The organism is Thalassovita mangrovi, from assembly GCF_009857745.1.
Taxonomy (GTDB): Bacteria; Pseudomonadota; Alphaproteobacteria; order Rhodobacterales; family Rhodobacteraceae; genus Thalassobius; species Thalassobius mangrovi.
Genome location: NZ_WWEN01000003.1, coordinates 278,439 through 299,084 on the forward strand (window position 1 = coordinate 278,439; position 20,646 = coordinate 299,084).

At 63.8% G+C, this 20,646-nt stretch carries 18 protein-coding genes; 6 read left to right on the plus strand and 12 right to left on the minus strand.

Annotation, left to right across the window (positions count from 1 at the left end; translation table 11 throughout):
* Positions 1–67: 67 nt before the first annotated feature.
* Positions 68–886: an SDH family Clp fold serine proteinase gene (locus GR167_RS07915; protein ID WP_160972927.1), complete on the plus strand. Its 819-nt coding sequence runs from the start codon at positions 68–70 to the stop codon at positions 884–886.
* A gap of 38 nt (positions 887–924) precedes the next feature.
* Positions 925–1,779, plus strand: a complete 855-nt coding sequence (locus GR167_RS07920) for an SDR family oxidoreductase (RefSeq protein ID WP_160972928.1) — start codon at positions 925–927, stop codon at positions 1,777–1,779.
* Between the two features lie 37 nt (positions 1,780–1,816).
* On the opposite strand, the gene dxs is transcribed toward GR167_RS07920, so the two are convergent.
* From dxs to GR167_RS07950, 6 genes are all read right to left on the minus strand, one after another.
* Complete coding sequence (gene dxs, locus GR167_RS07925) at positions 1,817–3,745, minus strand: 1-deoxy-D-xylulose-5-phosphate synthase (RefSeq protein WP_160972929.1); 1,929 nt, start codon at positions 3,743–3,745, stop codon at positions 1,817–1,819.
* A gap of 18 nt (positions 3,746–3,763) precedes the next feature.
* The gene (locus GR167_RS07930; protein WP_370741268.1) at positions 3,764–4,633 is read right to left on the minus strand and encodes a polyprenyl synthetase family protein; all 870 of its coding nucleotides are present in this window, start codon (positions 4,631–4,633) and stop codon (positions 3,764–3,766) included.
* Entirely contained in the window at positions 4,634–4,876 is a 243-nt protein-coding gene (locus GR167_RS07935) for an exodeoxyribonuclease VII small subunit (protein ID WP_160972930.1), read from the minus strand.
* Positions 4,873–5,802 carry a histone deacetylase family protein gene (locus GR167_RS07940; protein WP_160972931.1) on the minus strand — a complete coding sequence of 310 codons (930 nt, stop codon included), beginning with the start codon at positions 5,800–5,802 and terminating at the stop codon, positions 4,873–4,875. The genes GR167_RS07935 and GR167_RS07940 overlap by 4 nt, the downstream gene beginning before the upstream one ends.
* Before the next feature lie 69 nt (positions 5,803–5,871).
* Positions 5,872–6,573, minus strand: coding sequence for a response regulator (locus GR167_RS07945; RefSeq protein WP_160972932.1), 702 nt, complete (start codon positions 6,571–6,573; stop codon positions 5,872–5,874).
* On the minus strand, positions 6,570–7,067 hold the full coding sequence (locus GR167_RS07950) for a MarR family winged helix-turn-helix transcriptional regulator (RefSeq protein WP_160972933.1): 498 nt from the start codon (positions 7,065–7,067) through the stop codon (positions 6,570–6,572). The genes GR167_RS07945 and GR167_RS07950 overlap by 4 nt, the downstream gene beginning before the upstream one ends.
* A 173-nt stretch (positions 7,068–7,240) precedes the next feature.
* Here GR167_RS07950 and GR167_RS07955 point away from each other — a divergent pair, with 173 nt between their 5' ends.
* The 3 genes from GR167_RS07955 (at position 7,241) to GR167_RS07965 (ending at position 11,186) form a co-directional block, all read left to right on the plus strand.
* The gene (locus GR167_RS07955) at positions 7,241–8,107 is read left to right on the plus strand and encodes a branched-chain amino acid aminotransferase (RefSeq protein WP_160972934.1); all 867 of its coding nucleotides are present in this window, start codon (positions 7,241–7,243) and stop codon (positions 8,105–8,107) included.
* Positions 8,107–9,483, plus strand: coding sequence for a citrate lyase subunit alpha (locus tag GR167_RS07960; RefSeq protein ID WP_160972935.1), 1,377 nt, complete (start codon positions 8,107–8,109; stop codon positions 9,481–9,483). Before GR167_RS07955 ends, GR167_RS07960 begins: the two co-directional genes overlap by 1 nt.
* Before the next feature lie 134 nt (positions 9,484–9,617).
* Positions 9,618–11,186 carry an alkaline phosphatase D family protein gene (locus GR167_RS07965; RefSeq protein ID WP_160972936.1) on the plus strand — a complete coding sequence of 523 codons (1,569 nt, stop codon included), beginning with the start codon at positions 9,618–9,620 and terminating at the stop codon, positions 11,184–11,186.
* 127 nt (positions 11,187–11,313) lie between these two features.
* Here GR167_RS07965 and GR167_RS07970 read toward each other — a convergent pair whose 3' ends face one another.
* The 4 genes from GR167_RS07970 to GR167_RS07985 all read right to left on the minus strand — a co-directional run bounded on the left by GR167_RS07970 (position 11,314) and on the right by GR167_RS07985 (position 16,596).
* On the minus strand, positions 11,314–12,492 hold the full coding sequence (locus GR167_RS07970) for an ABC transporter permease (protein ID WP_160972937.1): 1,179 nt from the start codon (positions 12,490–12,492) through the stop codon (positions 11,314–11,316).
* 76 nt (positions 12,493–12,568) lie between these two features.
* Complete coding sequence (locus GR167_RS07975) at positions 12,569–14,221, minus strand: ABC transporter permease (RefSeq protein ID WP_160972938.1); 1,653 nt, start codon at positions 14,219–14,221, stop codon at positions 12,569–12,571.
* Positions 14,222–14,288: 67 nt separating this feature from the next.
* Positions 14,289–15,380 carry an extracellular solute-binding protein gene (locus GR167_RS07980; RefSeq protein ID WP_160972939.1) on the minus strand — a complete coding sequence of 364 codons (1,092 nt, stop codon included), beginning with the start codon at positions 15,378–15,380 and terminating at the stop codon, positions 14,289–14,291.
* Positions 15,381–15,495: 115 nt separating this feature from the next.
* Positions 15,496–16,596, minus strand: a complete 1,101-nt coding sequence (locus GR167_RS07985) for an ABC transporter ATP-binding protein (RefSeq protein ID WP_160972940.1) — start codon at positions 16,594–16,596, stop codon at positions 15,496–15,498.
* Positions 16,597–17,098: 502 nt separating this feature from the next.
* On the opposite strand from GR167_RS07985, the gene GR167_RS07990 reads away from it, so the two are divergent.
* A complete protein-coding gene (locus GR167_RS07990) occupies positions 17,099–18,304 on the plus strand; it encodes a M24 family metallopeptidase (RefSeq protein ID WP_160972941.1) in 1,206 nt (401 codons plus the stop codon).
* 88 nt (positions 18,305–18,392) lie between these two features.
* Here GR167_RS07990 and GR167_RS07995 read toward each other — a convergent pair whose 3' ends face one another.
* On the minus strand, positions 18,393–19,790 hold the full coding sequence (locus GR167_RS07995; RefSeq protein ID WP_160972942.1) for an aspartate aminotransferase family protein: 1,398 nt from the start codon (positions 19,788–19,790) through the stop codon (positions 18,393–18,395).
* Between the two features lie 110 nt (positions 19,791–19,900).
* Positions 19,901–20,500 (minus strand): GntR family transcriptional regulator, encoded by a 600-nt coding sequence (locus GR167_RS08000; RefSeq protein WP_160972943.1) that lies wholly within the window; start codon positions 20,498–20,500, stop codon positions 19,901–19,903.
* Positions 20,501–20,646: the final 146 nt, after the last annotated feature.

Consider the following 20,646-nt stretch of genomic DNA (forward strand, 5'->3'; position numbering starts at 1 on the left):
ACATGAGGTTGCACGCGGACGCCGGGACCGCCACAGTCGGCTCAGTGTCACCGAAAGGAGTCCCGCGATGGATTTCATGTCGATCATCTGGATTTTCATTCTGATCACGGCGCTGCAGCCGGCCTTCCAGAAGAAGCTGCAAGAGGCCCTGCGCCAGCGCAAGATCGACGAGATTCAGCGCAAGCGCGGATCACGGGTGATCGTTTTGGTGCACCGGCAGGAAACCATGAGCTTCCTCGGCTTTCCGCTGATCCGCTACATCGACGTGCAGGACAGCGAACAGGTGCTGCGGGTGATCGACAGCACCGACGAAGACACGCCGATCGATTTCGTCGTGCATACCCCCGGCGGCCTGGTTCTGGCCGCGGTGCAGATCAGCCGCGCCTTGCGCAAGCACAAGGCAGATGTGCGCGTGTTGGTGCCGCATTACGCGATGTCGGGCGGTACGCTGATCGCGCTGGCCGCCGATCAGATCGTGCTGAACCGCCACGCGGTTCTGGGCCCGGTCGATCCGCAGCTCGGGATGCAGGGGGGGCAGGCCGCCGCCTCCATCCTCGCCGCGGTGGCGCAGAAGAACCCGAAGGATATCGACGACGCCACCCTGATCAACGCCGACATGGCGAAGAAGGCCATCGCGCAGGTGAAGGGCGACGCGGTGAAGCTGCTGGCCAGCCACATGGATCAGGCCGAGGCCGAAAAGGTGGCCGAAAAACTGGCCTCGGGCACCTGGACCCACGATTACCCGATTTCGGCCGAAGAAGCGCGCGAGATGGGGCTGCCGGTCAGCACCGACATGCCGGCCGAGGTGATGGACCTGATGCGGCTTTACCCGCAGCCGGCGAACAAGCAGGGCGGGGTGGAATACCTGCCGCGCAAACCCCAATAGGGCTTGCCCCGGCCCGGCCCCTGCCCCAGATACAGATCATGACCAAGACATTGATTTCCTTCGGCCACGGCTATTCGGCGGCGGAACTGGCCAAGACCCTGATCCCGCAGGGATGGCGCATCATCGGCACCACCCGTCGCGAGGAAAAATGCGACGCGCTGCGCGCGGCGGGGGTGAAACCTGTGCTCTGGCCCGATACCGACATGACGCCCTATCTGGATCAGGCCAGCCATATCCTGATTTCCGCCGGGCCGGATGCCGACGGCGATCCCACGCTGCGGCTTTATCGCGATCAGATCGCCGAACGGGCGGAGCAATTTGAATGGGTCGGATACCTGTCCACCACCGGCGTATACGGCGACCATCGGGGCGGTTGGGTCGATGAGGATACCGCGCTGACGCCCTCGACCAGGCGCGGCCAGTTGCGGGTGGAGGCAGAAGCGGAATGGCAATCCATCCCCGGCCTGCCGCTGCATATCTTCCGGCTGGCGGGCATCTACGGCCCCGGGCGCGGGCCGTTTGCCAAGGTCAGAAACGGCACCGCGCGGCGGATCGTCAAGCCGGGGCAGGTGTTCAGCCGTATCCATGTGGAAGACATCGCACAGGTGCTGGCCGCTTCGATCGCGCGGCCCAATCCGGGCGCGGCCTATAACCTCTGCGATGACGATCCCGCCCCGCCCGAGGACGTGATCGCCCATGCCGCCGAATTGCTGCACCTGCCGGTACCCCCGGCGGAGGAATTCGCCACGGCTGAAATGACGCCGATGGCGCGCAGTTTCTATGGCGAATCGAAAAAGGTGCGGAATGACAGGATCAAAACCGAATTGGGCGTCCGGCTGAAATATCCCAGCTATCGCGAAGGGCTGACGGCGCTGCTGCAAGCCGAAGACTGAGCGCAGATCAGCCGGAAGCGGCCCGCGTTAGGACGGTTCAGGCTCTCTTCTCACCAATCGAAGCGACGCCGAGAACTTCGAGAACCTTGGTTTCGATATCCGACGCGTTCAAGCCTGCGACCTCATACATCGCTTCGGGCGAGGCCTGATCGATGAACGTATCGGGCAGCACCATCGAACGGAATTTCAGCCCCGTATCGAACACGCCCTTTTCGGCCAGCAATTGCGCCACGTGGCTGCCGAAGCCGCCGATGGCGCCTTCCTCGATGGTGATCAACGCCTCGTGATTGCGCACCAGGTCGAGGATCAGGTCTTCGTCCAGCGGCTTGGCGAAACGGGCATCGGCCACGGTCGGGCTGATGCCGCGCGCGGTCAGGGCTTCGCTGGCCTGCAGCACCTCCTGCAGACGGGTGCCGAAGGACAGGATCGCGACCCGCGACCCTTGCCGCACCATCCGGCCCTTGCCGATCTGCAGAACCTCACCGCGTTCGGGCAGGTCCACGCCCACCCCTTCGCCGCGCGGATAGCGGAAGGCGATCGGCCCTTCGTCATGGGCGGCGGCGGTGGCGACCATGTGCATCAGCTCCGCCTCGTCGGCGGCGGCCATCACCACCATGCCGGGCAGGTTGGCCATGAAGGCCACGTCGAAACTGCCCGCATGGGTGGCGCCGTCGGCCCCGACCAGACCGGCGCGGTCGATGGCGAAACGCACCGGCAGGCGCTGGATAGCAACATCATGCACCACCTGGTCATAGCCGCGTTGCAAGAAGGTCGAATACATCGCGCAGAAGGGTTTCAGCCCGCCCGCCGCCAGACCGGCGCTGAACGTCACGCCGTGCTGTTCGGCGATGCCGACGTCGAAACAGCGCGAGGGATAGCGTTCGGCAAACAGGTTCAACCCGGTGCCGTCGGGCATCGCGGCGGTCACCGCGACGATCCGGTCGTCGCGCGCGGCCTCGTCCACCAGCGTCTTGCCGAAGACCGATGTATAGCTGGGCGCGTTCGACGGCGCTTTCTTCTGTTCGCCGGTGACCACGTCGAATTTCGCCGTCGCATGACCGCGGTCGCGGGCGCGTTCGGCGGGGGCGTATCCCTTGCCCTTCTTGGTCAGCACGTGGATCAGGATCGGGCCGGTCGCGCGCGCCTTGACGGTGCGCAGCACCGGCAGCAGCTGATCCAGGTCGTGCCCGTCGATGGGCCCCAGATAGGAAAAGCCCAGTTCCTCGAACAGGGTGCCGCCGACGGCCATGCCCTTGAGCATTTCCTTGGCCCGCTTGGCGCCTTCGCGGAACGGTTCGGGCAGCAGGCTGACCGCCCCCTTGGCCGCGGCCTTGAATTCCTGGAACGGTTCGCCCGCATAAAGCCGGGTCAGGTAGGTCGACAGCGCGCCGACCGGCGGCGCGATGGACATTTCATTATCGTTCAGGATGACGATCAGGCGCTTTTTCAGGTGGCCCGCGTTGTTCATCGCCTCGAACGCCATGCCCGCGCTCATCGACCCGTCGCCGATCACCGCGATGGCGTCGCCCAGACCACCCTCGGCCGTGCCGCCCAGATCGCGTGCCACGGCGAAACCCAAGGCAGCCGAGATCGAGGTCGAGCTATGCGCCGCGCCGAACGGATCATAGGGGCTTTCGCTGCGCTTGGTGAAACCCGACAGGCCGCCCTGCTGGCGCAGGGTGCGGATACGGTCGCGACGCCCGGTCAGGATCTTGTGCGGGTAGCTTTGGTGGCTGACGTCCCAGATCAGTTTGTCCTTGGGGGTATCGAACACCGCGTGCAAGGCGACGGTCAGTTCCACCACGCCAAGCCCCGCACCCAGATGGCCGCCGGTCACCGACACCGCGCTGATGGTTTCCGCGCGCAGCTCATTGGCGACCTGGTGCAGCTGAGCGTCGCTCAGCCGTTTCAGATCGGCAGGAACGTGAACCTGATCAAGCAGCGGTGTGTCGGGTCTGTCTGGCACTGGTCCCCTCCGGGGATGTTAGCTTTGTCGCGCAATAACGAAACGGGCCGCTTGCCGCAAGGTTTCCGCCTCGTCGCCATAGGAATCCAGGGCGACATGCGCCTGTTCGATCAGCTCGGCCGCGCGCGCTCGCGCGCCGTCGAGCCCCAGCAGCGACACGAAGGTCGCCTTGCCGGCCTTTTCGTCCTTCTGCAGCCGCTTGCCTGCGGTTTCTTCATCGCCCGTAACATCCAAGATGTCGTCGGCGATCTGAAAGGCAAGGCCAAGCGCCTGCGCATAGGCGCGCAGCGGCGCGGAATCGGCGCGCGCCAGCACCGGACCGGCGGCGGCGGACCATTCGATCAGCGCCCCGGTCTTGCCCGCCTGCAATTCGGTGATCTGTTCGAGCGTCAGCGGTTCCGGTGCGGTTTCGGCGGCAATATCAAGCGCCTGACCGCGCACCATGCCCTGCGCCCCCACGGCGCGGGCAAGGCCCAGCACCAGATCGGCGCGCACCGTTGCGTCGGGCGAACATTCGGGGCGGGCCAGCAATTCGAACGCCAGCGTCTGCAACGCGTCACCGGCCAGAACGGCGGTGGCCTGATCCCATTGCACATGCACCGTGGGCAGGCCCCGGCGCAGGTCGTCGTCATCCATGCAGGGCAGGTCGTCATGCACCAGCGAATAGGCATGCAACGCCTCGACCGCGGCGGCGGGCCAAATCGCCTGTTCCGGCGCGATGCCGTGCAGCCGCGCGGTTTCCAGCACCAGGAAGGCGCGCAGGCGCTTGCCGCCCGCGCTGGCATAGCGCATCGCCTGGACCACCGACAGGTCGCCCATCGGCGCGATCACGGCATCCAGATGCGCCTGCACCCGGTCGGCGGCGTCTTTCAAACGGGTTTCGAACACTTACAGACCTTCGACCGGCTTCAATCCAGCGGGGTTGCCGTCGCCGTCCAGCGTGATGGCGGCGACCTTTTCCTCGGCTTCCTTGAGCTTGGTCTCGCAGCGCTTCTTCAGCTCCGCCCCGCGCTCGTAAAGCTTGATGGAATCCTCCAGCGCCACGTCGCCGCGTTCCAGCTGGCCGACCACCGTTTCCAGCTCTTTCATCGCTTCTTCGAAGCTCATTTCGCCGACGGGTTTATCGCTCATGCGCCCTTCTCCATCAAAACCTGAACATGCGCGGCGGATGACGCCGCCAGCGCGTTCAGATCATATCCGCCCTCCAGAGTCGAGACAACGCGCCCGCCGCAATGTTTGTCGGCAAGATCGCAGAGTTTTTCGGTGATCCAGGCGTAATCGTCGGTGTCCCAGCGAAGCTCGGACAGCGGATCGGCCTTGTGCGCGTCGAAGCCGGCGGAAATCAGGATCAGTTCGGGCCGGTAGGCGTCGATCATCGGGAACACCCGGCGGGTATAGCTGTTGCGCATCTCAAGGCTGCCGGTTTCCGGCGCCAGCGGCAGGTTGACGATCTGGTCGTATTTGCCGCGTTCCTTTTCCGCCCCGGTGCCGGGCCAGTGCGGGAACTGGTGCGAGGAAAAGAACAGCACCTTGTCTTCGTTCCACAGCAGGTCCTGGGTGCCGTTGCCGTGATGCACGTCGAAATCGACGATGGCGACGCGTTTCAGACCGTGCGCCGCGATGGCATGTTTGGCGGCAATGGCGACATTGCCGAACAGGCAGAACCCCATCGGCTTTTCCCGTTCGGCATGATGCCCCGGCGGGCGGCAGGCGACGAAGGCGTTTGCCACCTCTCCCGCCATCACCGCGTCGACCGCCGCCACGGTGCCGCCCACCGCGCGGCGCGCCGCCGTCATCGATCCGGAAGACATGTGGGTGTCGGCATCCAGCGGCCGCGTCCCGGCCTGCGGTTCGGCCGCCGCGATCTCGTCGATATAGCTTTGCGGGTGGCACAGGCCGATCACGTCATCGGGTGCGGCGGGTGCCTCGCGCCGGTCCAGCCCGTCGAACGGCTCCAACGCCTCTGCAATGGCTTCCAGCCGCGCCACCTGTTCGGGGTGGCCGGGCGGCGTCTGGTGCGCCAGGCAATCGGCATGGCTGTAGAATGCGGTCGTCATTTCCCCTCCCTGACAGACCGACGCAGCCTAGCACAGAATATCGGGGGGACAGGCTCTAATTCGGGACGCTCAATCGGGCTGCAGCATATACCCCGCGCCGCGCACCGTCTGCAGGTAGCGCGGCTGCTTGGGATCGTCCTCGATCTTGCGGCGCAGGCGGGTGATCTGCACGTCCACCGCGCGTTCCTGCGCCTGGCCCCGGTCGCGGCCCAGATCCTCGACCAGCTTGGCGCGGCTGATCGCTTCGCCGGGCTGGGCGGAAAAGATCTTCATCAGCTGGCTTTCGGTGGCGGTCAGCCGTACCAGGTCGTCGCCGCGCCACATCTCGCCCCGGTTGATGTCGTATCGGATCGGCCCCAGCGTCAGCACCTTCGGCCCGGTATCCTGCGGCGCGAGATCCGGCATCCGCCGCAGGATCGCGTTGATCCGCAGCAGCAATTCCTTGGGCTCGAACGGTTTCGACAGGTAATCGTCGGCCCCCGCTTCCAGCCCGACGATCCGATCCTCGGTTTCGCCCTTGGCGGTCAGCAACAGGATCGGCGTTTTCAGCACCTGCCGCAGGTCGCGGGTCAGGCTGATCCCGTCCTCGCCCGGCATCATCACATCCAGCACGATCAGGTCGAAATCGAGCCCCGACAGCAAACGCCGCGCATGGGCCGCGTCGCGCGCCGCCGACACCAGGAACCCGTGCCGGATCAGGAATTTCTGCAGCAGCCCGCGGATACGTTCATCGTCGTCGACGATCAGCAGATGCGCGTCGACTTCGCTCATGCGCCGTTCTCCTTCAGGGCGTGGTATTTGCGGCGCATTTCAGGGTCCATCATCGCCTCGAGCACCTGGCGGAACCCGGCCACCGCCTGCGGCCCGGCGGTGCGATAGGCGGCGCGCATCCGCGCCCGCTGGGCGTCGGACAGGGTGCGTTCCAGCTCCGCGCCCGCCTCGGTCAGGAACAGGTGGCGTTCACGCTTGTCGGCGGTGCCGACCCGGCTTTCCACCAACCCGTCCTCGATCAGCGTGCGCAGCACCCGGTTCAGCGACTGCTTGGTCACCCCCAGCAGCACCAGCAGGTTGTTCACCGTCGTGCCCGGCGCCCGGTTGATGAAGTGGATCGCCCGGTGATGCGCCCGCCCGTAAGCCATGCCTTCGAGGATGCGATCGGGATCGGCGGTGAAACCGCGATACGCGAAATACATCGCCTCGATTCCCTGACGCAGCTGTTCGTCGGTCAGGAAAAGAAGGTTTTCGCCGGTGGGAATGTCCCCCATGAATGCCCCCGAAAATTAATAAACTGCCTGCGGTATGGGCAGCTTAAGTCAGTCTTGTTGACTTTCCAAGATCAACTTGGTACCGAATCGCAGTTTTCACGCAAGAATATGTCCGATCCGGACCAAGCTTGCGCAACATTCGCAAAGGCGCGCTAGCGCAGGAGGCAAAGAACATGGCCGGGTACGACGACCGCGACGGAAAGATCTGGATGAACGGCAAGCTGGTGGAATGGCGCGACGCCAAGGTCCACATCCTGACCCATGCGCTGCATTACGCCTCCTCGGTGTTCGAGGGCGAACGCTGCTACAACGGCACCATCTTCAAGAGCGCAGAACATTCGCAGCGGCTGCGCAATTCCGCCAACCTGCTGGATTTCGAAGTGCCCTATTCGGTCGAGGAACTGGAAAAGGCCAAATACGACGTGCTGGAGGCCAATGGCTGGAAAGACGCCTATGTGCGCGCCATCGCATGGCGCGGCGCCGGCGAAGACATGGGCGTCGCATCGCGCAAGAACCCGGTTCAGGTCGCCGTCGCGGCCTGGGAATGGGGCAATTACTATGGCGACGCCAAGATGAAGGGCGCGAAACTGGATATCGCCAAGTGGCGCCGCCCCGACCCGGCCACCATCCCCTGCGAAGCCAAGGCCGCCGGTCTTTACATGATCTGCACCATGTCGAAACACGCCGCCGAGGATAAGGGCTGTTCCGACGCGATGATGTTCGACTATCGCGGCTACGTGGCCGAGGCGACCGGCGCCAACATCTTCTTCGTCAAGGACGGCGAAGTGCACACGCCGAAGCCCGATTGCTTCCTCAACGGCATCACCCGGCAGACCGTGATCGGCATGCTGAAGGACCGCGGCATCACCGTGAACGAACGCCACATCCTGCCCGAGGAACTGGAAGGTTTCGAACAGTGCTGGCTGACCGGCACCGCCGCCGAGGTCACGCCGGTGGGCCAGATCGGCGACTACACCTTCGAGGTCGGCGCGCTGACCCGCGAGATTTCCGAGGCTTACGAGAAGCTCGTGCGCGCCTGATGGCGGCGCTGCGCGACGCGATTGAACGGGCCGGGGTGAAGGACGGCGCAACGCTGTCCTTCCACCACCACCTGCGCAATGGCGACGACGCGATGCGGCAGGTGCTGACCACCTGTTCCGACATGGGGCTGCGCGGGTTGCATATCGCGCCCTCCTCCCTCTTCCCCGTCCACGGCGCTTTGATCCCGTTTGTCGAAAACGGCACCGTGACGCGGATCACCACTTCTTACATGACAGGGCCCTTGGCCGATGCGGTGCGCGCCGGGCTGCTGCCCCATCCGGTGACTCTGCAAAGCCATGGCGGGCGGGCCCATGCCATTGCCTCGGGCCGGTTGCAGATCGACGCGGCCTTCATCGCCGCCCCTGCGGTCGATGCGGCGAACAATCTCAGCGGCGCGGCGGGACCGGCCGCCTGCGGTCCGCTGGGATACGCGATGGTCGATGCGGCCCATGCCAAACACGTGGTGGCGCTGACCGATCATCGCTGCGAAACGCTGCCGCGTATCTGCATCCCCAGCACCCAGGTCGATCAGGTCGTCGAGGTGGATCATATCGGCGATGCGACGCAGATCGCGTCGGGCACCACCGGGCGGGCACCTTCCGAACAGGGCAAGGTGATCGCCGATCTGACCGCCCAGCTGATCGCCTGTTCCGGGCTGCTGCGCGACGGGTTTTCGTTTCAGACCGGGGCGGGCGCGACATCGCTCGCCGTGGCCCGCGCGCTGGCGCCGGAAATGGCGGCGCGCGGCGTTGTGGGGGATTTCGCGGCGGGCGGCATCACCGGTGCTCTGGTCGACATGTTCCATGAAGGGCTGTTCCGCAAACTGTGGGACGTGCAGGCCTTCGACCTCGCCGCGGTGCGCTCCTACGCGCAGGACACCAATCACCACGCGATGTCGGCCGATCTCTACGCCAGCCCCGCCCGCGCCGACAGTATCGCCAAACGGCTCGACGTGATGATCCTCGGTGCGGCCGAGCTGGACCGCGATTTCAACATCAACGTCACCTGCGCCAGCGACGGGCGGATCATCGGCGGATCGGGCGGCCATGCCGATACCGCCGGGGGCGCGAAGCTGCCGATCGTTACCACCACCCTGCGCGCCGGGGGGCATGCCAAGCTGGTCGAAAACCTGACCTGCCTGACCACCCCGGGCAACACGATCGGCGCGGTGGTGACCGAGGCCGGTATCGCCGTGCACCCCACCCGGCCCGATCTAGAACGCGCCGCCCGGGCGGCGGGCCTGCCGGTCACCACGCTCGACGACCTGCGCCAACAAGCGGGCGAAACGTCCGGCCCCGGGCGCGGCACCGGCCGCATCGTGGCAATCTGCGAAGCCCCCGACGGCCGCGTCATCGACCAGATCCGCGCGGCGTAAGCCCCCCCGCGATACGTCACAAAACCTTCCGCCATTTTTCACTCTCCGGTCAGAGGCGCTTTACAGAATCGCCCTTCTCTCGACGCGTTCATCCACCCCGACACGCCAGGGAAACGCGAAAGGGAAACCTTCAAATGACCAAGCTTCTGAAACCCAGCCGCCGTGCGGTTCTGGCAGGCGGCACCGCCTTTGCCGCCTCGCTCGCCATGCCGTCGCTCAGCCGCGCCAATGCTCGTCCGGTCTTCACCCACGGGGTGCAGTCGGGCGATGTGACCAATGCCTCGGGCATGATCTGGACCCGCACCGACCGCCCCGCGAAGGTGATGATGGAGGTCGCCACCACCGAAAGCTTCAAAGATGCCCGCCGCCTGGCCGCGATCGACGCGTTGCCGCAAAGCGATTTCGCCGTGAAGCGCCTGGTCGCCGACCTGCCCGCCGATCAGGACATCTTCTATCGTTTCACCGCCGCCGACCTGAATGACATCAGCGCCACCTCCGACCCGATCGTGGGCCGGTTCAGGACCGCCCCCGCCGGCCGCCGTGGGGTCCGCTTCGCCTGGTCGGGCGATACCGCCGGCCAGGGCTGGGGCATCGACGACGAAGGCATGCGCACCTATGCCACCATGGCCCGCCACCAGCCCGATTTCTTCATCCATTCCGGCGACACGATCTATGCCGACGGCGCGATGCAGGACGAGGTGACGCTGAAGGATGGCGGCACCTGGAAAAACACCGTGCTGATCGACGAAAAGCGCAAGGTCGCCGAAACCCTGGACGAATATCGCGGCCAGTGGAAATACAACATGATGGACGAACATGTCCGCGCGCTGAACGCGATCTGCCCGACCTTCTTCCAATGGGACGACCACGAGGTGGTGAACAACTGGTCGGCCTCGAAAGACCTGACCGCCGATGACCGCTATTCTGAAAAATCGGTGCATGTGCTGGCCGCCCGTTCCGCCCGCGCCTTCCACGAAATGACCCCGATCAGCTACACGCCGGCCGAACCCGGCCGGGTCTATCGCAAGATCCCCTACGGCCCGATGCTCGACGTGTTCTTCCTCGACCTGCGTTCCTATCGCGGCCCGAACCACGATTCGATGGAAACGGAACTGACCGACGACGCCCGCGTGCTGGGCGCCGAACAGATGGCCTGGCTGAAGCGCGAACTGGCCGCTTCGAAAGCCACCTGGAAGGTGATCGCCTGCGACATGCCGATCGGGCTGATCGTCTGGGACAACTGGAAGGAACAGGCCGGCGCCGAAGGCGTGGCGAATGGCGATCACGGCACCCCGAAGGGGCGCGAGTTGGAAATCGCGGACCTGCTGCGCTTCATCAAGACCGCCGGCATCGCCAACACGGTCTGGCTCACCGCCGACGTGCATTACACAGCGGCGCATCACTACAGCCCCGACCGCGCCCAGATCCAGGATTTCGATCCGTTCTGGGAATTCGTCTCGGGCCCGCTGCATGCCGGCACGTTCGGCCCCAACGATCTGGACATGACCTTCGGGCCGGAAGTCCGCTACGTGAAGGCACCCAGCAAGGAACAGGGCGCCAACCTGCCGCCCTCGATGGGTCTGCAATTCTTCGGCCTGGTCGATATCGACGGCGCCACCCAGCAGATGAAGGTCCGGCTGATGGATCGCGGCGACACCGAGCTGTGGTCGATCACGCTCGACCCGCAGGGCCTGTCGCTCTGACCATAAAAGAGGGGGCGGTTCAAAACCCGCCCCCATCTTCTTCTGTTCATAAATATCCCGGGGGAGTCGCCCAAGGGGCGGCGGGGGCAGAGCCCCCTGCTTCGCCGCGCGGCGAAGCGCGCCCCTGTCAGCTCGGGCTCATCCCGCGCAGACGCTCGGACCGGCGCCGCAGCAATTCCACCGTGGTCAGAAGCCCGATCGAAATCACCACCAGGATCGTCGCCACCGCCAGGATGGTCGGCGAAATCTGTTCGCGCAGACCGGTGAACATCTGCCAGGGCAGCGTCTTCTGCCCGGCCGAGCCGACGAACAGCACCACCACGACCTCGTCGAAGGAGGTGATGAAGGCGAACAGCCCGCCGGAAATCACCCCGGGCAGGATCAGCGGCATCTGCACCTTGAAGAAGGTGGTCACCGGATCGGCCCCCATATTGGCCGAGGCCCGGGTCAGCGACCGGTCGAAACCGACCAGCGTCGCCGTCACGGTGATGATCACGAAGGGAATGCCCAACGCGGCATGCGCCAGCACCACGCCGAAATAGGTGCCCTGCAGCCCGATGCGCGAATAGAAGAAATACATCCCCGCCGCCGAGATGATCAGCGGCACGATCATCGGCGAAATCAGCACCGCCATGATGGCGCGGCGGAACGGCACGTGTTCCGCGCTCAGCCCGATCGCCGCCAGCGTGCCGAAGCTGACCGACAGCAGCGTCGCCACCGGCGCGATCATCACCGAATTGCGCAGCGCCTGCTGCCAATCGTCATTGGTGAAGAAATCGCGGTAATGCTTGAGCGAATAACCCGCCGGGTCGAAGCGCAGCATTTCCGGCGTGAAGGTGAAGAAGTCCTGCGCGTTGAAGCTCAGCGGCATCACCACCAGGATCGGGGTGATCAGGAACACCAGGATCGCGCCGCAGATGATGCGGAACGTATAATGCCAAAGCACCTGCATCGGGGTCAGGTAGGGCACCAGCTTGGCCCGGTAGCGGCCCTCGTACAGCCAGTAGGTGAACCAGCCGAAGAACCAGCCGAAGCCCAGCCCGAGGATCAGCCCGCCGGGCCCGGCCAGCAATCCGCCGGCCAGCACGAACAGCGCCATCAGTCCCCAACGCATGGGTTTTTCATTGTCGGTCATCTGGGTCATCGCGAAGGCCAGCACCGCCAGCAGCGCGGCGCCGATCACGATGCCAAGTAGCCCGCTGCCTTGCGCGGTGCCGACGAAGAGCCCGGCAATGCCCCCCGCGGCGGCCACGACCGGCACGTAGAAACTGACGGGTTTACGGGAAATCGGGGTCAGAGCAGCCACGTTTCAGCCTCCCTTTCGCATGGTGCCGGCAGGTGCGGCGAAGCGGTGATCGGTTTCGGTCTTGCGCGTCATCGTCTTACCCCAGCTTCACGTTATCGATGCCGACGATCTTGTCGTAGACCCAGTAGAGCAGCATCACGACGGCCAGCAGGATCGTCCCGAGCGCGGCGCCCAGGCCCCAGTTCAGCGAGGACGAGATATGGAAGGCGATCCGGTTCGAAATGAACGTCCCGGTATTGCCGCCGACGATTTCGGGCGTGATGTAATAGCCGATGGCGAGGATGAAGACGAGCACCGAGCCAGCACCGATCCCCGGCACGGATTGCGGGAAATAGACCCGCCAGAACGCCGTCCAGTTGGTCGCGCCCAGCGATTTCGCCGCCCGCAGATAGGTCGGCGGAATGGTTTGCATCACCGAATAGAGCGGCAGGATCATGAACGGCAGCAGGATATGCGTCATCGCCACGATGGTGCCGAACTGGTTATTGATCATCACCAGCCGCGCGTCGTCGGCCACCAGGCCCAGCCAGACCAGCGTATCGTTGATCACGCCCTGTTGTTGCAGCATCACCTTCCAGGCCGAGGTCCGCACCAGCAGCGAGGTCCAGAACGGCAGCAGCACCAGGATCATCAGCAGGTTGGCGGTGCGCGACGGCAGGTTGGCCAGGATCCAGGCCACCGGATAGCCCAGCATGATACAGGAGAAGGTGATCACCAGGCTCATGAACATGGTGCGCTTGAACAACATCAGATAGATCTGCTGGTTCTCGGGGCGCTTTTCGATCCCGTCCGGGGTCTTCTGCATGTCGATGGCGTTCAGGTAATAGCCCGAGGTGAATTTCGGCGAAAAGGTCTGGATCACCCGCCAGATTTCGGGATCGGCCCAGTCCTTTTCCGCATCGGCGAATTGTTCGGCCAGGCTGACGGTTTCGAAATCGCCGACCGCGCTACCTGCGGCGGTGATGCGAGCGTCAGAGGCGCCTTTGCCCCCGGTTTTGGCAAGGTCGAGATAGAGCGTGGTGAAGAGGAAATCCTCGATATCCTCTTTCGCCGGATCGTCGCCTTCGGTGTTCAGATAGGCGACCCAGCGGTCCCAGCTGCGCGCGGTGAAGGGAAGCGCGGTGCGGTTGGATTTATTATCCATCATCGCGACCCAGCTGGCCGGGTCTTCCCAGCTTGCATCCAGCGCGGTGAACTGGTCGGTGTATTTATCGGTGTCGAACTTGCCGACCTGGCGGCCCGATTTGCGGAACAACGAGGACATTCCGGTCTGTTCGTAATTCAGCCGGGTGCCCAGACGGGTGTGCAGTTTCTGTTCCTGCGCCAGGAACAGGTCGACATAGAAGGCTTCGAACAGGGATTCGGGCAGCGGAGCGCCGCCTGCGGAATCCCAGTCGTTCAGAACCACCACCGTTTCGGGCAACGTGTCGGAAACGATTTCGTTTTCCACCGACCGGAACAGCATGCTGGCGATCGGAGCAATGAAGGTCAGAAGCACGAAGATCAGCAGCGGCGCGATCAGCGCCAGCGCGCGGATTTTCTGCATCCGCAGGGCGCGGGCAAGGCTGCGCTTGAGCGGGGTTCCGTCCGCTGCCAGGACAGGACCGTCCGGCGCGGCGCCGGGGGCATGGGTCTGTTCGCGCGAATCGAGCGTCGCCGTTTCGTGGAACGCGTCTTCCGGTGTCGGCGCGTCGGCTGTCTGTTGGCCAGAGCCCTTCAGTTCGCTCATTGTCGGTCCCCGTTGGTTTGGTTGGGACGGGCCGCGCACGGCCCGTCCTTTTCACGTCGTTGCGTGATTACTTGGCCAGCCACGCCTGGAATTTCGCATCCAGATCGTCGCGGTAATCGGCCCAGAATTCGAAGTTATACAGAACTGCAGTCTTCGAGTTCGCCGGGTCGGTCGGCATATGCGGGGCCATGTCGATGCCCAGATCTGCGTGCTTGCCCACCAGCGGTGCCGAGGACTTACGCGCCGGACCGTAGGAGATGTACTTGGCCTGGTCGGCCAGACGCTGGGTGTCGGTGGCGAAGTAGATGTAATCCAGCGCGCGCTTCTGGCGCTCTTCGCTCAGACCGGCGGGGATGATCCAGCCGTCCAGGTCGAACACCTGGTAATCCCACAGCATCGCGACCGGCTGCTTCTGTTCAACGATCAGCGAGAACAGGCGCCCGTTATAGGTCGAACCCATCACGACTTCGCCATCGGCCAGCAGCTGCGGCGTGTCGGCGCCGGCCGACCACCAGATGACGCTGTCCTTGATGGTGTCCAGCTTGGCCAGCGCGCGGTCCTGACCTTCTTCGGTTTCCAGCACGTCATAGACTTCGTCGGCCGGAACGCCGTCACAGATCAGCGCCCATTCGACGTTGTTGACCGGGCGCTTTTCCAGAGAACGCTTGCCCGGATACTTTTCCAGGTCGAACACGTCGCAGATGTTATCCGGCGGGGTGTCGCCGACCAGGTCGGTGCGATAGCCGAAGGTGGTCGAATACACGATCTGCGGGATGAAGCAGTCGGAAACCAGCAGGTCGCCGAAATCGTCCTTGGCCGAGGTGCCGTCGGGCGCCGGGGCCAGCTGGGTGTCGGGATCGATTTCCAGCGCCAGGCCTTCGTCGCACAGGCGCATCGCGTCGGCGGCAACCACGTCGACCACGTCCCAGGTGACGTTGCCGGCTTCGTTCATCGCGCGCAGCTTGGCCACCGCTTCGGCCGAGCTTTCATCGTTGATGATGTTGACGCCGGTCTTTTCCATATAGGGTTCGTGATAGGCTTTCAGCTGCGACTTGGAATAAGCGCCGCCCCAGGACACGATGGTCATGTCTTCGGCAGCAACCGCACCTGCTGCGAAGGCAAGGGCGGTGCTGGCCAAAAAGATCTTGGTCAGTTTCATTAAATTTCTCCCAGTTTCTTCCCGTATTTAAATATTGGACCCCGGGGTCACGGGCATAACACGAGGGGTCTCAGGCGGTCCGCACCCCCGGCAGCCGGGGAGGCGGTTTATCCTGTTACGCGTCGAGTGCGTGACAATCCTGGGGCAGCCAGCCGATTTCGATCTGCTCCCCGGGCTTGAGCCGGACCTGGTCCGGCGCGTTGCGCGACTTGATGATGAATTCATCGTTGCCGGCAACGCTCAGGCGGGTGCGGAACACGTCGCCCATGTAAATGAATTCCTTGACCGTCGCCTTCAGAAGATGCGCGTCTTCCTTCAGCCGGTCCTTGTTGAATTCCACGCGCTCGGGGCGGATCGACACCTTGGTGCGTTCGCCCACCTGCGACACATTCACCGGCTTGCAGTCGATCAGTTCGCCATCGTCCAGCTGGACTACGGCGCTGTCCGCGCTGATTTCCTTGACCACACCTTCGAGCGTGTTGTTTTCGCCGATGAACTGCGCCACGAAGCTGTTTTGCGGCGATTCATACAGGATGTCCGGCGGATCGAGCTGCTGAATGCGGCCATCGTCGAAGACGGCGACGCGGTCGGACATGGTCAACGCTTCGGTCTGGTCGTGGGTCACGTAAACGGTGGTGATGCCCAGGTCATGCGCCAGCCGGGTGATTTCGAACTGCATGTGTTCGCGCAGCTGCTTGTCCAGCGCGCCCAGCGGTTCGTCCATCAGCACCAGTTCGGGTTCGAACACCAGCGCGCGGGCCAGTGCGATCCGCTGTTGCTGACCGCCCGAAAGCTGCGCCGGGCGGCGGCCGCCGAAGGCACCCATCTGGACCATGTCCAGCGCGCGCTTGACCTTCTCTTCCCGTTCGGATTTGCCGATCTTGCGGACTTCCAGCGGGAAGGCCAGGTTTTCGGCCACCGTCATATGCGGGAACAAAGCGTAGTTCTGGAACACCATGCCGATGCCGCGCTTGTGCGGCGGGATGTTGTTGATCGGTTTCCCGTCCAGAAGGATTTCGCCGTGGGTTGCGGTTTCGAACCCCGCCAGCATCATCAGGCAAGTCGTCTTGCCGGAACCCGACGGGCCGAGCATCGTCAAAAACTCGCCTTTGGGCATGCTGAGGTTCAGATCTTTTACGACCAGCGTTTCGCCGTCGTAACTTTTTTGTACGCGTTCAAACGCGACAAAAGCATCGCTTGTCGTTGCGTCAGGCAAAGTAGCTCCCCGTGATTTTATTGGCGGTTTAGACCGCTCTTTCAAAATAAGTAAAACGAACCCCCAGTTCAGTTGCAACCAATTCGCGGCACTTTTGGGCAAAAAGCGACATCTCCTGCGCAAATGACCGGAATCCCGTCTTTATGCCCGCCCTCGTTGAAAATGACCGCTCAAACCTTGATCGGCGGCGGTAAGAACCAGGAAATTCAGCCTCTGTAACTGCCTACATTTTATGCATCCGGCCCTTCTGTCAACAAAACCTCGACCGGATTAGACGCCCCGCGCGTCGCTCAGACGGGTCATTTCACCGGCTTTGGGCGGCTTTTTGGCTCTCATTGCCCTGCGATTCCGATCCTCCGCCGCGCATTGACTCGGAAAATCGGCCAGGATGGTTCCGGACGGTCCGGAAGGTCGGTTCCAGACCCGTAAAATGTCGGTTCTGGAACAGATGACGCCCTTTCCCCCCTGCTTGAGTGGAGGGAACACCCTGTGGAGTACCATCATGTCGCCAAATGCCATCCCCTTTACCCCCCGGGAATATCAGCGCCGGCTGGCCCTGACCCGCCAGGCCATGGCCGCGGCCGGGCTGGATGCGCTGTTCATCGAGGACCCGTCGAACATGGCCTGGCTGACCGGCTATGACGGCTGGTCCTATTATGTGCATCAGGGCGTGATCCTGACCCAGGAGGGCGAACCGGTCTGGTGGGGCCGCAACATGGATGCCAATGGCGCGCGCCGCACCGCCTGGATCGGCGAAGACGCGATCCGCCCCTATGGCGATGAGTATGTGCAATCGACCACCCGCCACCCGATGCAGCACCTGGCCGCGCTGCTGAAGGACCTGGGGTTTGAGTCCGCCCGCATCGGGGTGGAGATGGAAAACTACTATTTCTCGGCCAAGGCCTATACCACGCTGCTGGCGGAACTGCCGCAGGCCGAAATCGTCGATGCGACCGCGCTGGTGAACTGGCAGCGCGCGGTGAAATCGGACGAGGAAATCGCCTTCATGCGCCGCGCCGCGCGGATCGCCGAAAAGATGGTCGGCGGCGCCATCGAGCGGGCCGAACCGGGGCTGAAGAAGAATGAACTGGTCGCCAGCATCTATCAGGACGCGCTGATCGGGGCGGATGGCCATTGGGGCGATTACCCGGCCATCGTGCCGATGTGCCCGTCGGGCGCCGATGCCTCGGCGCCGCATCTGACCTGGGACGGGTCGGAATTGCAGGCGGGCGAATGCACCTTCTTTGAACTAGCAGGCGTCTACCGCCGTTATCACACACCGTTCTGCCGTACCGTGTTCCTGGGCACCCCGCCCGACGACATGAAACGCGCCGAAGCGGCGCTGGTCGAAGGGCTGGAGGCCGGGATCGACGCCGCCCGCGCCGGCAACCAGGCGCGCGACATCGCCAACGCCCTGGCCGGGCCGCTGGAACGCGCCGGGATCGAACGCGGCGCGCGCTGCGGCTATTCCATCGGGCTGTCCTACCCGCCCGATTGGGGCGAACGCACCGTCAGCCTGCGCGACGAGGACGAAACCGTTTTGCAGCCCGGCATGTGTTTCCATTTCATGCCCGGCATCTGGTCCGACGGCTGGGGGCTGGAAATCACCGAACCGATCCTGATCACCGAAAGCGGCCCGGCCCAACCCTTCTGCAGCCTGCCGCGCCAGCTGTTCGTCAAACCCGGCACCATGGCCGGGGCGGCCTGACCGCACCCGCACCACTCGGCGGCAAAGAAAAACGCCCGCATCCTTCACCGGGATGCGGGCGTTTTGTTTTTTCAGTGCGTTGCGGCGATCAGGAGGCCGGTTTCCACAGGCCTTCTTCCTTGACGCGCGCCATGCCTTCGTCCAGCGACTTGGCGGCGCGTTCGATCAGAATGTCGACCTCGCCGCGGGTCATCACCAGCGGCGGACTGATGATCATCCGGTCGCCCACATGGCGCATCACCAGGTTGTTGGCAAAGCAGCGTTCGCGGCAGATATAACCGACGGTACCCGCATCCGAAGCGAACTTGGCGCGGCTTTCCTTATGCGGGGTCAACGCGATCGACCCCATCATGCCGACGATATTGGCCTCGCCCACCATCGGGTGATCGGCCAGCGCTTCCCACTTTTCCTTCAGGTAGGGGCCGACATCGTTCTGCACGTGGCCGACGACATCCTGTTCCTGCATGATGTTGAGGTTTTCCAGCGCCACGGCGGCGGCCACCGGGTGGCTGGAATAGGTGTAACCGTGATTGAATTCGCAGCCGCCGATCACCTCGGCGATCTCGTCACTGACGATCGAGCCGCCAATCGGCTGATAGCCCGAGGACAAGCCCTTGGCGATGGTCATGATATCGGGTTTCCAGCCCACGGTCTGCGACCCGAACCAGTTGCCGGTACGGCCGAATCCGCAGATCACTTCGTCGGCGATCAGCAGGATTTCGTACTTGTCGCAAATGCGCTGAATTTCCGGCCAATAGGTTGCCGGCGGCACGATCACGCCACCGGCGCCCTGCACCGGTTCGGCGATGAAGGCGGCGACATTGTCTTCGCCCAGCTGTTCGATGGCGCGTTCCAGTTCGCGGGCGCGCTGCAGCCCGAATTCCGCCGGATCGGTGTCACCGCCCTCGGCCCACCAGTCGGGCTGGTCGATGTGGTGAATGTCGGGAATCGGCAGACCGCCCTGCGCATGCATGCCGCCCATGCCGCCCAGCGACGCGCCGCCCATGGTCGACCCGTGATAGGCGTTCTTGCGGCTGATGATGATCTTCTTGGTCGGCTTGCCCTTTTCGGCCCAATAGGTGCGCACCATGCGGATATTGGTGTCGTTGGCTTCCGATCCCGACCCGGCATAGAACACGTGATTCAGATCGCCCGGCGCGATCTCCGCCAGCTTCTGGCTCAGCGCGATGGCGGGCACGTGGGTGGTCATGAAGAAGGTGTTGTAATAGGGCAGTTCCTTCATCTGGCGCGCCGCGACCTCGGCCAGGCGCTCCTGCCCGTAACCGATGTTGACGCACCACAGACCGGCCATGCCGTCGATGATCTGATTGCCTTCGCTGTCGTGAATCCACACGCCATCGGCCCGGGTGATCACCCGGGCACCGCGTTCCGCCAACTCGCTTTGGGTGGTAAACGGATGCATGTGATGCGCCGCGTCCAGGGCCTGCAATTCGGCGGTCGGCATATGATTCGAGATCGTGGTCATGAGATCCTCGTCTGTCTGAAAATAGGGCTGTGACCACGCGGGGTGGTCCCTCGTGATCTAAAATATGATCAAATTAAATATTGTCAATCGAATCGATCAGCGCCCCGACGTCATGCCAGCATGATGCGGACCTGCTCCATTCCCTGCATCATGTCCTCGATATTTGCCTGCGCGGTGCGCTCCGGATCGCCGGCCTGCAACCCGGCCAGAAGGTCCTTGTGCTTGTCCGGCAGGTTCTGGGTTCCGACCCGTCCGCAGACCACCCGCAGCGACGGCCCGAATCGCAGCCACAGCCCTTCGGCCAGGTCGGCCAGGATAGGCGCATCCGCCATTTCATAGATGCGCGCATGAAACCGGTAATTGTGTTCCAGATAGGCCTGCAGGTCGCCCGACACGATCGCCTGGTCCAGCACCCTGTCCGCGTGAGTCAGGAACGCCAGGTCGTCAGGCGTGGCATTTACCGTTGCACGGCGGGCCAATTCGCCTTCGAGACATTCGCGGGCGACGATGATCTCTTCGATATTCTTGGCCGTCAGCAGCGGCACGATGACCCGGCGGTTGCCCTGGAATTTCAGCGCGCCCTCGGCGGTCAGCCGCCTGATCGCTTCGCGCACCGGTGTCATTCCGGCGCCCAGGCTTTCCGTCAAACCCTGGATCGTCACCGGCTGGCCGGGGGCGATTTCACCGAAAAGAATCTGCTCGCGGAGCATGCGATAAACGATTTCATGCGCCGGCAAGCGCGTCTCGATAGCCTCTGCAACGGTCAACTTTCGGGCACCTCCGACCTTAATGCCTGTTTTATTAGCACTGTTTTCTCACCTTCACTTGCGAGTTTAGCGGCTGCGTGGAAACATTA

What these genes read in the sequence shown, in the direction of transcription:
- GR167_RS07920 (WP_160972928.1), top strand. Translation starts at nt 925, where the DNA reads ATGACCAAGACATTGATTTCCTTCGGCCACGGCTATTCGGCGGCGGAA.
- GR167_RS07990 (WP_160972941.1), top strand. Translation starts at nt 17,099, where the DNA reads ATGTCGCCAAATGCCATCCCCTTTACCCCCCGGGAATATCAGCGCCGG.
- GR167_RS08000 (WP_160972943.1), bottom strand. Translation starts at nt 20,500, where the DNA reads ATGCTCCGCGAGCAGATTCTTTTCGGTGAAATCGCCCCCGGCCAGCCG.
- GR167_RS07980 (WP_160972939.1), bottom strand. Translation starts at nt 15,380, where the DNA reads ATGAAACTGACCAAGATCTTTTTGGCCAGCACCGCCCTTGCCTTCGCA.
- GR167_RS07945 (WP_160972932.1), bottom strand. Translation starts at nt 6,573, where the DNA reads ATGAGCGAAGTCGACGCGCATCTGCTGATCGTCGACGACGATGAACGT.
- GR167_RS07995 (WP_160972942.1), bottom strand. Translation starts at nt 19,790, where the DNA reads ATGACCACGATCTCGAATCATATGCCGACCGCCGAATTGCAGGCCCTG.
- GR167_RS07965 (WP_160972936.1), top strand. Translation starts at nt 9,618, where the DNA reads ATGACCAAGCTTCTGAAACCCAGCCGCCGTGCGGTTCTGGCAGGCGGC.
- GR167_RS07950 (WP_160972933.1), bottom strand. Translation starts at nt 7,067, where the DNA reads ATGGGGGACATTCCCACCGGCGAAAACCTTCTTTTCCTGACCGACGAA.
- GR167_RS07975 (WP_160972938.1), bottom strand. Translation starts at nt 14,221, where the DNA reads ATGAGCGAACTGAAGGGCTCTGGCCAACAGACAGCCGACGCGCCGACA.
- GR167_RS07915 (WP_160972927.1), top strand. Translation starts at nt 68, where the DNA reads ATGGATTTCATGTCGATCATCTGGATTTTCATTCTGATCACGGCGCTG.
- GR167_RS07940 (WP_160972931.1), bottom strand. Translation starts at nt 5,802, where the DNA reads ATGACGACCGCATTCTACAGCCATGCCGATTGCCTGGCGCACCAGACG.
- GR167_RS07955 (WP_160972934.1), top strand. Translation starts at nt 7,241, where the DNA reads ATGGCCGGGTACGACGACCGCGACGGAAAGATCTGGATGAACGGCAAG.
- GR167_RS07960 (WP_160972935.1), top strand. Translation starts at nt 8,107, where the DNA reads ATGGCGGCGCTGCGCGACGCGATTGAACGGGCCGGGGTGAAGGACGGC.
- GR167_RS07935 (WP_160972930.1), bottom strand. Translation starts at nt 4,876, where the DNA reads ATGAGCGATAAACCCGTCGGCGAAATGAGCTTCGAAGAAGCGATGAAA.